We start from the raw sequence: 13,093 nt of genomic DNA, 5'->3' as shown, positions 1-13,093 counted from the left end.
TTTTTAATGGTTACAGAGTAATTAATTACATCAAACTTGACCAAATAATTTGCTTGGTACCCAACACGGAGAGAGGCACCCATGAATACGCAGATGGTACGAAGAAGACGACTACCAATTGTTCAGCAGGGTCTACAAATAGGGCTGAACGGCCCGCCCCTTCCAACTGAAACGTACCGATCGATTCGAAAGACATATGATCAATAGCGAGGTCGAAGCCAAGTGCTTGACCTTTATCTTTGATTTTCCCACCCCAATGGTATGCCGGAATATTGAACAGATGACGACGCGTTAACAAATCGACTGTTCTACGCCCTAAAATTCGTTGCCCTTCGAAAGTACCACCATTCAAGAGCATTTGTCCGAACTTCCATAAATCATATAAGGTTGAATGAAGTCCGCTATCTGATCTCGGAGGTCCACCAGTTCTGTCCTGTCGGCTTGTAAGTGAATCGTGGTCATACTGATCCACAATAAGCACTTGATTGTGTAATTCCTGCGGAACATCGAAGTAGGTTCGGCTCATTCCTAATGGAAGTAGAATCTGCTCCGTAATGTATTGTTCATACGGCACACCCGATACTCGAGTAATGATTTCCCCCAGTAAGGCGTAGCCGACTGTCGAATAATTGTAGGCTGTTCCTGGTTCACATACCAAGGTTCCTTGTAGTATTTTACGAATCCAATTGTCAAAACCCTGTGCTCCCCACCATTCTCGTGGATAGGGCTCATTGAAATAACCGGACACGGGCATAATACCGGATGTATGCGTTAATAAGTGAAAGATGGTAATGTCTTGATGTGTCGAATTGTTAAACTCGTCTAGAATTGTAACCACCGGCTGATCCAAGTAAAGCTTACCATCCTCGATCAGTGTACCTATTGCGACGTTAGTGAATGATTTCGTTAAAGAAGACAGTTTGCGAATGGAATCTGGTTGCAAATCACCGTGCTCTTGCGTACCATCTAGCTTCCCTAATGAATTCCATGCAGCAATCTTCCCGTGCCGTGCCACAAGATAACTGGCTGCTTGGAGCTCCCCACGTTCGATTAATCCATAGAAGTGAGCCTTCAATTTGTTCAACTGCTCGGAGCTGAGCCCTACTTCCTCCGGAGCTACATCTACAGCTCCCTTGTATATACGAACGCCTTCTGGAATCTCATTCATTAATTTCCCTCGCCTTCCTTAAAGTAGGAACAATGGAGTTATTCTAACGAATAGACCTTATGTTGTCTATAAGTGTTCGAGAAGTGCGTTATTTTGTATAATAAAACATTTGTTTTTATCACAATATAGAATCAATAGCTTTCTGAGTTATTAAATAGCAGTTGACAGTTTACAACAAATAAAGTATCTTAATATTAAGATATTTCATGTCGAGATAATTTTGTTATGCAAAATATATTTACGGTATTGTAGGAGGTGGAATAAGCATGGATCAAACTAAGAATGAGTCCCTAGATCTCTACGTTGCACTTACAAGAGCAACCCAATGGCTGAATGCTCATACCGAAAGGGATATTCGACAATATGGTCTAACTCGAACTGAATTTGGGGTTCTTGAGCTACTATATCATAAGGGATCGCAACCCATTCAACAAATCTGTGGTAAGGTGCTTATGAGTAGTGGGAATATCACGTATGTCGTTGATAAACTAGAGAAAAAAGGCCTCGTTGCCCGTAGAGCTTCTACGGAAGACCGCCGTCTAATATACGCAGAGATAACGAATCAGGGAGAGCAATTTATAGAAGAAGTTTTTCCTAAGCATACGGAAGTGATAGAGCAAGCGATGGCTGGTCTTTCTCCAGAAGAGAAATCTGTAGCGGCACAGCTTTTGAAGAAGTTAGGTAAGCACGCCCAGGGGAATTTTAAGTAGAACATTCATACCCTAATGGCTGTTTCTTGCAGATCACACTGAAGGGGGTTCCAGTTAGATGGTAGTGTTGGAGGTTATCGCAACTTGTGTAGAGGATGCGTTGCTAGCTGAAGAATGTGGTGCGGGTCGTCTTGAATTGATTACTGCTATCACAGAAGGTGGATTAACTCCTAGTATTGGAATGATTGAGCAAGTCGTTGCTGCGGTCGATATCCCGGTAAATGTTATGGTACGACCACATAGTCGGTCTTTTGTATATGGGAAGCAGGATGTAGCTACGATGTCAGCGGACATCAAGGCAATCGCAGCAACGGGTGCAGCGGGAATCGTCATAGGTGCATTGACGGTGGACCGGGACATTGATGAAGCATTTCTAGAACAAGTGCTTCCACTCGCAGGAAAGTTGGATGTAACCTTTCATCGTGCCTTTGATGAATTAGAGGATATGGTTGCTGGGCTAAGGACACTCTTGCGTTACCCTCAAATATCCCGTGTACTAACTTCAGGTGGAGTAAGACCAGCGCCAGAAGCCGTGCCGATGATTCGCAAACTAGTTGAAATAACTAGGGACAGGGAGGCAGTTTCATTGTCTCAACCTTCCATTGGGCATTCACTAAGAATTCTCGCAGGTCATGGTCTGACAATTGAAGGAATCGAGTCATTTATTGAAGCGACGGGCGTATTTGAAGTGCATTTTGGCTCTGCAGTTCGGTTGGATAGCTCGGCTTTAGCGCCGATAGACCCGACTCGATTGAAGGACTTAGTTAATAAAATCAGTTACATTGGCTGATGGTTGATGGATATGCTGTTGACCACATTAATGAAGGGGTAGGCTTCGGAGCCTACTCCAAATACATCACAGGCTATGGTGAGTTATTCACTCATTCTTACGCCATATATCTTTATATAAAGATTCTTAAAACAAACATAAAAGAACATAAGGGAGAGTTTTAAAAATGAGTATAGCATTAGGTTTATTAATTGTTAGGTTAGTAATTGGATTGACGTTTGTAGGACATGGCGCACAGAAGTTGTTTGGATGGTTTGGGGGATACGGACCCAAAGGAACGGGAGGTTGGATGGAGTCCATCGGCATTAAGCCGGGAATTCTGATGGCAGTTATGGCGGGTCTTTCAGAATTGATTGGTGGGCTACTTCTCACTCTAGGATTATTTACTCCGTTCGCTGCTGCGCTGATCGTCATAACGATGTTAGTCGCAATTGTTACGGTACATGGTAAGAACGGCTTCTGGTCCACTGGAAACGGATATGAATACAACTTGATCGTGATTGCAATAGCTGTGGGAATTGCACTGATTGGCGGCGGAGATTACTCCATTGACGCGATTCTGTAACTATAAAAGACAACTTAACTGAGACAACCTAGGAGGAATATTTTAATGAGTGAATTTACTTCTTTACTTAAATCGCGCAGATCGGCGAATAAATTTGTTACCGGAGTTACAATAGAAGATAAGGAGCTGGATGAAATTTTTCAGCTTACGAAATTTGTTCCATCTGCATTCAATTTACAGCATGCTCACTACGTTGTTGTTAAAGACCACGAGCAGAAGCAGAAGGTGTACGAAGCTGCAAACAAACAATATAAGGTTGAAACTGCTTCAGCCGTCATCGTAGTTTTGGGTAATAAAGATGCATATAAAGATGTCGCAAAAATTAACGAAGGTTCGCTCAATTTGGGCATCCTTAGTAAACAAGAGTATGATATGACTGTGTCCAGTGTACTGGAGTTCTATGAAACCCGGGGTGAGTCATTTCAGCGGGATGAAGCGATCCGAAATGCAAGCTTGTCTGCTATGGCAATGATGTTGATTGCTAAGGATAAAGGATGGGATACTTGCCCTATGATCGGATTTGATCCGGATGCATTAAGTGATATACTGCAAATCCCAGATTCATATGTTCCTGCTATGCTAATCGCAATTGGCATAGAGGATACGACGAGCATGAGACCACGTGGCTATCGCAAGCCCGTAGCTGAATTTGTTAGTTACAATAAGTTCTAATTGGTACCGTTAAAGATATCAGGAAGCTATCTAATATAATGAACCCGGTTTATGCGGGTGTTGGAGGGTGATCTATAATGAAGCATATTTTTCAAAAAGGAACGGATCGGGAGGCGCCAGTGTTACTTCTACTACATGGTACTGGTGGAACTGAAAATGACTTAATACCACTAGCAGAGCTAATATCTCCTGGGTCGTCCGTATTGAGTGTACGAGGTAATGTACTGGAGAACGGAATGCCGCGGTTCTTCCGCCGTCTGTCGGAAGGAATATTTGATGAGGAAGATTTGATCTTTCGTACAAAAGAGTTGAATGATTTTCTAGATCAGGCTGCTGCCGATTATGGATTTGATCGTAAACAAGTGGTGGCAGTTGGTTATTCTAACGGTGCCAATATCGCCGCAAGTCTCCTGTTCCATTATTCAGATGCGCTCCGTGGGGCGATTCTACACCATCCGATGGTGCCACGCCGGGGGATTGAACTACCTGATTTAGCTGGGGTTCCCATCTTTATCGGAGCAGGAAGTAACGATAACATGTGCCCACCTAATGAGACAAGAGATTTGGATGGTATTCTGACCGGAGCAGGGGCACAAGTTACAGTTCATTGGGAAGCATTTGGCCATCAGTTAACTTCTTCTGAGGTGAAGGCTGCTGGGATCTGGTATCAACAAAATTTTGCATAAAAATTGACTGATTAATCAACTGCGAGCGAGGAGGGATGCAGAATGTTATCGTTTGATCCGAACAACCAAAGTGAACGTGATAACTATAAGCTCTTAATTGGTAGTATCATCCCACGACCTATAGCGATGGTAACAACATTGTCTAGTAGTGGGGTGTTGAATGCTGCACCTTACAGCTATTTTAATATCGTGACGGCGAATCCTCCTCTGATATCGATTTCTGTACAGCGAAAGCAGGGTGTACCGAAAGATACTTCAAGGAACGCCATAGAGTCGGGTGCTTTTGTAGTTCACATATCGGATGAATCCTACATTCAGGAGATTAATGTAACAGCTGCTAGTCTGCCGCCAGAAGAGAGTGAAGTTGACTTAGCTGGACTTACCCCGATCAAAAGTGAAGTGATCTCTGTACCTGGCCTTGCTGAAGCCAAAATCCGCATGGAATGTCTGCTGGAGCAAGTGATCCCACTTGGCGGAACAGCGGAGGCACCCGCTACCGATTTGTTAATTGGGCGGGTGGTCCAATTTCACATCGATGAGTCTTTATATCAAGATGGACATATCGATCCGGAAGGATTGAAACCGGTGAGCCGTTTGGCAGGGACTAACTATTCTAAACTGGGTGAAATCTTTTCGATTGAACGCCCAGATTAACGAAAAATACTACGATATAAAAAGCATTCCAGCCCTTCATAAAGAGACGGAATGCTTTTTGTATGCTATCGCAGATATCCTCCATTATTAATATCAAAGGTTGCTCCTGTATAGTGCTTCGCTTTATCTGATAATAAGAAAGCTACAGTATTAGCAACATCTTCGGGCAATACAGGTGTGTTGATAAGTTGATGTTGTAAATACTCTTCTTTTCTCCATTCAGGTATCGTATTCATCATGGGAGTGTTGACCATCGTAGGAGCAACTGCATTAACTCGAATGTAAGGCGAAAAATTCATCGCGCAACTTTTCGTTAAACCTAGTATGGCAGCTTTGGATGAACCGTAAATGGCATCTGAACTGCCTTCAATACCTGAAACTGAGGACATATTCACGATAATTCCTTCGCGCTGGCTATTCATCAATAGTCTGCCGAACATTTGCGAGAAGTAAATAAACCCCTTTACGTTTATATTAAGAACTTGATCTATTTCTTCAGCCTGATAATCTAGTATATTTTTAGCTAAATAAATGCCGGCATTATTAACTAGTCCATTAATGTTAGGGTGTTCTGCCTTCACATAGTCAAAAAATAATGCGACCTCATCATAATTGCTCACATCTAATGGATATGTATATAGAACAAGATGGTCAGCTGTTGAACGTTTTAAGTCATCTAAGGAATGTTCATTAATATCGCATGCTATAACCGAAGCACCCTCAAGTAAGCATTGTGTGACAACTTCCCTTCCAATTCCTGAAGCTGCACCCGTTACGATTACTATTCTATTTTTGAGCACGAATATAACTCCCCTCTCTACCGCAGAAAATCTTTCTCAAATTGTATAACTAAATGATGAGGGTGTACATCAGATTATAGAATTAACTCCCACGTTTCCCCAATGACCTCTGGACCATAGTTGCTATGCTTTTCCTCAGCTACAAGTGTAAAACCTGCTTTGCGATAGATGTGACGTGCTTCCTTGAGTACATGATTAGTCCATAATACTAGCTTTTGGTATTTTGCACGTTTGGCAAACTGAATTGCTTCTTCAACGAGGCGTGTACCCAGCCCCATCCCACGTGCTTTTGGGTCAACTATGAGCAAGCGAAGTTTAGCAATTGTGTCACTCTCCTGTACAACAACGATAGAACCGACGATTTCTCCGTTCATTTCAGCGATCCAGCAACGTTCCTGTTTAGGGTTGTAGTTATTAATAAATTCAGTTGCTATTTGCAATACGGAGGCTTCAAACCGTTCATCCCAACCATATTCTTGAGCATAGAGCACACCATGTTTATGAACGATCCAACCCATATCTCCCGGCTCATGAGGCCGTAAGATAAACGGTTTAGAATATTTGAAGTCTTTAGTTAACAGCTTTTCGATAGTTTGCATAGCTTTAAACAGCTGAACTTGATCCCCCTCTGAGAGCTCACTAAGCATCTCGGCTACTTCTTCATTTGAGCGTTCATTAAGAGGCAGATAAACCTCTTTACCTTCGGGAGTGAGTTGCAGAATCCGTTGCCTACCATCGGTTTCCGAGCGGACTTTAACGATAAGTCCTTGCTGTTCAAGACGAGCCAGGATACGACTAAGGTAACCTGCATCAAGTCCCAACTCCTTGGTTAGGTCAGATGCAGTCGGATTGTCTCGATGGGCTAGTTCAAACATAATACGGACTTCAGTGAGAGAGTAAGGACTATGTAACAAACCTTCTTGCAAAACTCCTATATTACGAGTGATAAAACGATTGAAGTGCCGTACGGTATGGATTCTATTTTCTAAAGTAATTAATGACATGGAAACACCTCCTTTTTATATATTTAAATTAATTAGTTGCTTTTGTCAATTAATTAGTTGTTGATAAGCAACTAAATTCCATTCCATTCATTTGCGTGCATTTTAAGATATATTACAAAATACGAGGTTTTCTGCCATTATTTCCGATACCGAATCACAATTCCTAACGTATAATATATGTAAATATAGAAGGCTTAGGAGGATGACGTCATTTGGGACTCTTTTCGTTTATCAAAGGTCAATTTATTGAAGTTATTGAATGGAATGATACAACAGGTTCGGTAGTATACAAATTTCCAGTGTATGATAACGCCATTAAAATGGGTGCGCAATTAACTGTTCGTGAATCGCAGGCAGCTATTTTTGTGAATGAAGGTGTCATTGCCGATATATTTGGTCCTGGCCGTCACACGCTTAGCACGCAGAATATGCCCGTACTTACAGGTCTTAAATCTTGGAAATATGGGTTTAACTCGCCATTTAAGGCGGATGTCTACTTTGTGAGCACTGCGATCTTTACGGATCAGAAGTGGGGAACAACCAATCCAGTCATTATGCGTGATCCTGAATTTGGGATGATTCGTTTGCGTGGTTTTGGTAATTATTCGTTTAGAGTAAGTGACCCGGCCTTGTTCATGCGTGGGATATTCGGAACCAATGAGAACTTTAGCGCGGAGAGCCTTAACGGTTTTTTCAAAACACTTATTGTCTCCAATATTAGCGATATGTTAGCCGAATCCAAAATTCCTGTGGCTGATCTTGCTGCAAGTTACCAAGAACTAAGCCATCAAGCGGGTCAACGTCTTAACCAGAGTTTTGCTGACATCGGACTGTCGCTAGTGGGATTCGTGATTGAGAACCTATCTTTGCCTGAAGAAGTGGAGAAAATGATTGATCGTAAATCTTCCATGAACATCGCTGGAAATCTCGATCAGTATATGAAGTATCAGGCTGCTGAAGCTATTCGTGAAGCTGCGAATAATTCGGATAACGGACTTGCAGGTGCGGGAGCAGGAATGGGTGCTGCCATGGCTATGGGACAAATGTTTAATGGAGTGATGAATAACTCTAATCTTACACCTCAGCAAGCAGCTCCATCTCCGGCGACCCCACCCGTAATGGGAACGATAGCTTGTGAACATTGTGGTCATCAGAATCCACCAGGGGCTAAATTTTGCTCGGATTGTGGTACACCAAAGGCAGAGGTGAAATTCTGTTCCCAGTGTGGGACTGAGCAGGCGCCAAATAGTAAGTTTTGTTCCGGGTGTGGAACTAAACAGTAAAGGATGAGGGATGGATTATGAGTTCTGAAGCAAATCAGGTTAGTTTCCCTTGCCAAAGCTGTGGTGGCCAGATGATGTTTGATACGGAGAGTCAAAATCTCAAATGTGGATATTGTGCTAGAGAAGAGACGATAGAGAATATCATGACCGAGCCCCAAGAGCACAGCTTGAATTTCGCGGATGTAGAAGAAGCGGCTTCTACGGATTGGGATACAGAACAACAGGCGTTGTCTTGTTCAAACTGCGGGGGACAGATGCTGCTGAGTAATCATCAAACCGCTGTGACCTGTCCTTTTTGCGGATCGCCAAAAGTATTGCCTCAAAATGATGCGGAAAGAAGTATACGTCCTGAATCGGTTCTACCCTTTCGGATCTCACAAGAGCAAGCCATTTCCTCATTCCGTGCATGGAAACGAAAACGTTGGTTTGCACCTAACCAATTTAAGAAACAGAATGTTAATTCAAGTCTGAATGGTATCTACATTCCCCATTGGACTTATGATGCGAATACCTCCTCAGCTTACACAGCAGAGGTAGGTACATACCATTACCGGAATGAGACAAGGACGCGCACAGTCAATGGCAAGACGGAAACCTATACCGAGCGGGTACGATATACGGTGTGGCATTCTACGAGTGGTACTTATAGTAGGTTTTTTGATGATGTACTCATCCCCGCTTCTGGACAATATGATGCGAAGTTGTTGGGGAATATCGGGAAATTTGATCTCAAGAATCTAGCAGCTTACAAGCCACACTATATTAGTGGTTTCATAGCAGAGCGGTATTCGGTACCGCTTAAGCAAGGTTGGGATCAAGCGACGAACGTTATGGATGGAGCGATTAGTGGAGGGGTGCGAGGTCAGATTGGCGGGGACGAACAGCGGAACGTGAATATACGGACTCATTACTCCAATGCTACCTACAAGCACATCCTATTGCCGATATGGAATGCGATTTATACATACCAGAATAAGCAATTCAGGTATATGGTTAACGGAGAGACGGGTGCCGTATCGGGTAAAGCGCCTAAGAGTGCTTGGAAAATCACTTTCTTCTCGCTATTCTGGGTCGCCGTACTTGTTTTATTGATTTACTTTATTAGTCAGTCGCAATAGTTCTGATTACAATTTAAAATGCACATTGCAAAAAGCATTTCATCCCCATTCAAAAGGGGGTGAAATGCTTTTTTATTAGGGTTGATTTATAGTTTGACCCAAGCAACCAGACCATCGGGTTGGTCGGGGTTAATGCCCTGACGGTCAGCACTAGTCAAAGCAACGATTTGTGGAATGAAGATAAACGGAATACCTTGTACGGCAACATCTAATCTGTTGTCTGAGATGACAGCTAGATCTACGTGTTCTGCCGCTACAGCATCGGCATGATCGGCGAATGCGATAATCGTAGCACCTCTGCCTTTGATGTCACGCATTAGATTGCGTTGTTGTTCTGTACCATTACCAGTGATCGCCGCGATCACAAGTGTATCCGGTCCAACAGTTACCATCGGACCATGACGAACGTCCAGCAGGTGGTAGGAATGTGCTTGTACCTTTGCAATCTCAGTCAAAGCGATAGCACCTTCGGAAGCAAGACCTTGAAGCTCGCCATCAGCAAGCACAACGGCATTCGTCCAAGCGAAATCAGCTGTTTTACGAATATCACTTTCTACGCGTGCCATGTAGGCTTCGCCTTGGTTGATCGCCTTTTGGATGTCTGCGATAACAACTTCATCGTTGCCGAGGAATGCGGTCAACATCAGGTTAGCTACATAAAGATTGGTTACGGTACGAGTCTGGCAGACACTGTGGTCGAATGCCCAAGGTAACTCTAGCGATAAATTCGCCTTTTTCGAAAGTGGTGAATCTGTCACACAGGAAAGTGTCAGTACAGCAATAGGCTTATCATTTTGAAGCAATCGTAGTGCTTCAACTACTTCACTTGTGCTGCCGGAACGCGATGGAGCTACCAATAGAGTTTTGTCTAACAAAGTGTTGTACCGCTCAGGGTTTAACATGAGATCGCCACCAGCTAATGCGCTTGCTGGAAGTCCCGCACGCAGACGAGTAGAGAATGCAGCCGATTCACTTAAGCAGTAGCTTGACCCACAGCCAACAAAGGTAACGGAAGTGATGGACTCAGATTTTGCAAAGGCAATAATTTCTTGTCTTTTAGAGAGCATGTAATCATAGGTTTGTTGTAAAGCCGTATATTGTTGCTTAATTTCGCTATAAGTTAAGCTCATGGATAATAGCCTCCTAAATATTGTTGTGTATGTAATGTGAGTGTAAATCAATTCGATCATAATTTCAATCATAAAAAGAAAAATTTAATCAATTAATGATAATTACAATCATTTTGAGGTGTGTTTTGTGTATTTTTTATTGCTTATTTATCAAAATAATCAAAAAAAGATTGAAAAAATCAATAAATGAGATTATTATAATCATGAAATGAAATAAAACATCAGACCGATTTCGCCACATATATAAGGGGGAAATGTTGATGCAGCATAAAGCAACTCGAATTTATAACGCACGGATTCTTACGCCTGATGGCTGGATTGAGAATGGTAGCTTACTTATCAAGAATGGAACGATTACTCAAATCTCTACTTCTGAACCGAATGTAGAGGATGATAGCGTAGGACTTGAACATGTGGACGCCTGTGGAGGGCTTTTGTTACCAGGGTTCATCGATATTCACGTTCATGGTGGTGGTGGTTACGATGCCATGCTGGGGAATGTAGATCAGATTCAGGGTATGTGTAGATTTCATGCTTCTAATGGAACAACTTCATTACTAGCAACGACGCTTACTGCGACACATGAAGAAATCATTACAGCTCTGGAATGTGCTGCACAATCGATGAAGATAGAACGTGAACCGGATGGGGCTAACTTGTTAGGTGTTCATCTGGAAGGACCATTTCTGAATGCAGCTAGATGTGGGGCACAGAACCCAGCGGATCTTCGTGAACCTTCTATAGAAGAATTCGATGCCTTCTGGTCAGCTTCGCAAGGGACCATCAAGCTCATGACGATTGCACCTGAACTGAACCATGCGGAAGAAGTCATCCGTCATGCTGTGCACAAAGGAGTCGTTATTTCCTTGGGTCATACCGATGCCGACTTCGAAACAATGCAACGCGCGACGGAGTGGGGCGCTTCGCAGGTAACCCATCTCTTCAATGGGATGAAGCCTTTACATCATAGAGAACCTGGTGCCGCTGGTGGATCACTGATGCTGGATCAATTAGCAGTTGAAGTAATTTGCGATGGTATTCACGTACACCCTAGTTTAATCAAATGGGCTTTCGACATTAAGCCAGAGGGCAAAGTTCTTCTGATCACAGATAGTATGTGTGCGGCTGGATGTCCCGATGGGGAATATGTGCTTGGTAAGCTGCCGGTCATCATGAAACAAGGCAAAGTGTATCTGAAACAAGAAGATGGAACAGAAGGCGGCCTAGCAGGCAGTTCACTGACGATGATTGAGGCTTTGGCTAACGCAGTTAAGTTTACAGGAATGGATGTTGCGGATCTTGTTCCTGCACTAACAATTCATCCAGCTACACAAATTGGAGTTCACGATTCTAAGGGAACCATTGAGCTGGGCAAGGATGCAGATTTAATCATAGTAAATGAACATTTTAAAGTGCTTCAAACTTTTGTGCAAGGGCATCAGGTCTACGCTTGTGCGGACTAGTACTTTGATTATTTGGAACGGGAGAGGAGGGATCTTCTATGAAATATGCAGTTGGTGTTGATGTTGGTGGTACCAATATTGAGTGCGGCATATTGGATGAACTCGGCAATGTCCTGATTAAACGGAAATATCCAACCAAGCCTGAAAGAGGCGTAGACGCTATTTTAGAGAGCATAGCTGTAACGCTTGAACAGCTTAGTGAAGAAGCTGGAATCGCTGCCCATGATATAGAAGTTATTGGCTTAGGTATTCCAGGACTTGTTGATCCCGAGGCAGGCATTAGTCTTCGGGCAGTTAATCTGAACTGGAATCAAGTACCTGTGGCGGCTAAGCTCAGGGCAATTACAGGTAAGCCGGTCTTTATAGATAATGATGTCCGCATGTATGTATATGGAGAAGCGGTTGCAGGTGCTGGCCGCGGTCACGATTACGTATACGGAATTACAATTGGCACGGGCTTGGCAGCTGCGTTTGTACAGCGCGGGGAAATACATCGTGGACACAACTTTATGGCGGGTGAGATCGGACATGTGCCGGTCGATCATGGGACCTTTGCGTGCGGCTGTGGAAGAATCGGCTGTCTCGAAACGATCGTATCTGCAACAGGGATTGCAAAGCAAGCTCAGACGCGAATAGAACTAGGCGAAGTAAGTCTGCTTAGCGAGTGGTTTCCTGATGTGAAAGATATCCGTTCAAGCGACGTTTCGCGTGCATGTCTAGCAGGTGACGATCTGTCACGTGATGTGCTTGAACAGACGGGACGTGTACTTGGGCGTGCATTGGCTTGGGTCGTACCGACTCTCTCGCCCGATGTGATTGTTATCGGTGGAGGGGGCGCCTTAGCTGGTGAGCTCATTTTTGCACCGATGAGAGAGGAATTAAATCATCGTTTACTCCAAGATTATCGCAATCATTTTGCTATCAAGAGTGCAGAACTTAGTGACGATGCCGGCATTATTGGAAGTGCGCTTTGGGCGCTACATCAACATAAACAAGGTTAAGAGATTACCACTATATAGCCAGTTTATCTGGCAAAACACACTTAGGAGG

At 43.4% G+C, this 13,093-nt stretch carries 14 protein-coding genes; 10 read left to right on the top strand and 4 right to left on the bottom strand.

Going from position 1 to position 13,093, the window contains the following annotated elements; all coding sequences use genetic code 11:
* Positions 1–25 precede the first annotated feature (25 nt).
* A complete protein-coding gene (locus NST85_RS27165; RefSeq protein WP_341190896.1) occupies positions 26–1,168 on the bottom strand; it encodes a serine hydrolase domain-containing protein in 1,143 nt (380 codons plus the stop codon).
* 266 nt (positions 1,169–1,434) lie between these two features.
* Here NST85_RS27165 and NST85_RS27160 point away from each other — a divergent pair, with 266 nt between their 5' ends.
* From NST85_RS27160 to NST85_RS27135, 6 genes are all read left to right on the top strand, one after another.
* Positions 1,435–1,878, top strand: a complete 444-nt coding sequence (locus NST85_RS27160; RefSeq protein WP_341190895.1) for a MarR family winged helix-turn-helix transcriptional regulator — start codon at positions 1,435–1,437, stop codon at positions 1,876–1,878.
* Positions 1,879–1,936: 58 nt separating this feature from the next.
* Positions 1,937–2,668 carry a copper homeostasis protein CutC gene (locus tag NST85_RS27155; protein WP_341190894.1) on the top strand — a complete coding sequence of 244 codons (732 nt, stop codon included), beginning with the start codon at positions 1,937–1,939 and terminating at the stop codon, positions 2,666–2,668.
* 166 nt (positions 2,669–2,834) lie between these two features.
* Positions 2,835–3,233 (top strand): DoxX family protein, encoded by a 399-nt coding sequence (locus NST85_RS27150; protein ID WP_127193690.1) that lies wholly within the window; start codon positions 2,835–2,837, stop codon positions 3,231–3,233.
* A 45-nt stretch (positions 3,234–3,278) separates the two neighbouring features.
* Positions 3,279–3,905 carry a nitroreductase family protein gene (locus NST85_RS27145; protein ID WP_341190893.1) on the top strand — a complete coding sequence of 209 codons (627 nt, stop codon included), beginning with the start codon at positions 3,279–3,281 and terminating at the stop codon, positions 3,903–3,905.
* Positions 3,906–3,982: 77 nt separating this feature from the next.
* Positions 3,983–4,591 carry an alpha/beta hydrolase gene (locus NST85_RS27140; protein WP_127193688.1) on the top strand — a complete coding sequence of 203 codons (609 nt, stop codon included), beginning with the start codon at positions 3,983–3,985 and terminating at the stop codon, positions 4,589–4,591.
* Positions 4,592–4,633: 42 nt separating this feature from the next.
* On the top strand, positions 4,634–5,245 hold the full coding sequence (locus NST85_RS27135; RefSeq protein ID WP_127193687.1) for a flavin reductase family protein: 612 nt from the start codon (positions 4,634–4,636) through the stop codon (positions 5,243–5,245).
* 65 nt (positions 5,246–5,310) lie between these two features.
* Here NST85_RS27135 and NST85_RS27130 read toward each other — a convergent pair whose 3' ends face one another.
* A complete protein-coding gene (locus tag NST85_RS27130) occupies positions 5,311–6,045 on the bottom strand; it encodes an SDR family NAD(P)-dependent oxidoreductase (RefSeq protein WP_127193686.1) in 735 nt (244 codons plus the stop codon).
* A 74-nt stretch (positions 6,046–6,119) separates the two neighbouring features.
* A complete protein-coding gene (locus NST85_RS27125) occupies positions 6,120–7,049 on the bottom strand; it encodes a bifunctional helix-turn-helix transcriptional regulator/GNAT family N-acetyltransferase (RefSeq protein ID WP_127193685.1) in 930 nt (309 codons plus the stop codon).
* Between the two features lie 212 nt (positions 7,050–7,261).
* Here NST85_RS27125 and NST85_RS27120 point away from each other — a divergent pair, with 212 nt between their 5' ends.
* Both NST85_RS27120 and NST85_RS27115 read left to right on the top strand, forming a co-directional pair.
* On the top strand, positions 7,262–8,332 hold the full coding sequence (locus NST85_RS27120) for an SPFH domain-containing protein (RefSeq protein ID WP_127193684.1): 1,071 nt from the start codon (positions 7,262–7,264) through the stop codon (positions 8,330–8,332).
* A 17-nt stretch (positions 8,333–8,349) separates the two neighbouring features.
* Complete coding sequence (locus NST85_RS27115; RefSeq protein ID WP_127193683.1) at positions 8,350–9,450, top strand: hypothetical protein; 1,101 nt, start codon at positions 8,350–8,352, stop codon at positions 9,448–9,450.
* 86 nt (positions 9,451–9,536) lie between these two features.
* On the opposite strand, the gene NST85_RS27110 is transcribed toward NST85_RS27115, so the two are convergent.
* Entirely contained in the window at positions 9,537–10,580 is a 1,044-nt protein-coding gene (locus NST85_RS27110; protein ID WP_170220236.1) for an SIS domain-containing protein, read from the bottom strand.
* A gap of 260 nt (positions 10,581–10,840) precedes the next feature.
* Between NST85_RS27110 and nagA the strand changes: the two genes are divergently transcribed.
* Together nagA and NST85_RS27100 are read left to right on the top strand one after the other, a co-directional pair.
* Entirely contained in the window at positions 10,841–12,043 is a 1,203-nt protein-coding gene (nagA, locus tag NST85_RS27105; protein WP_170220235.1) for an N-acetylglucosamine-6-phosphate deacetylase, read from the top strand.
* A 38-nt stretch (positions 12,044–12,081) separates the two neighbouring features.
* A complete protein-coding gene (locus tag NST85_RS27100; RefSeq protein WP_341190892.1) occupies positions 12,082–13,044 on the top strand; it encodes an ROK family protein in 963 nt (320 codons plus the stop codon).
* The last annotated feature ends 49 nt before the right edge of the window (positions 13,045–13,093 follow it).

Origin of the sequence: Paenibacillus sp. FSL K6-2524 (genome assembly GCF_038005525.1) — a bacterium.
In the GTDB taxonomy this organism is placed as follows: domain Bacteria; phylum Bacillota; class Bacilli; order Paenibacillales; family Paenibacillaceae; genus Fontibacillus; species Fontibacillus anaericanus.
Note: the sequence above shows the minus strand (reverse complement) of the source record. Positions and strands in the feature narration are given on the sequence as shown.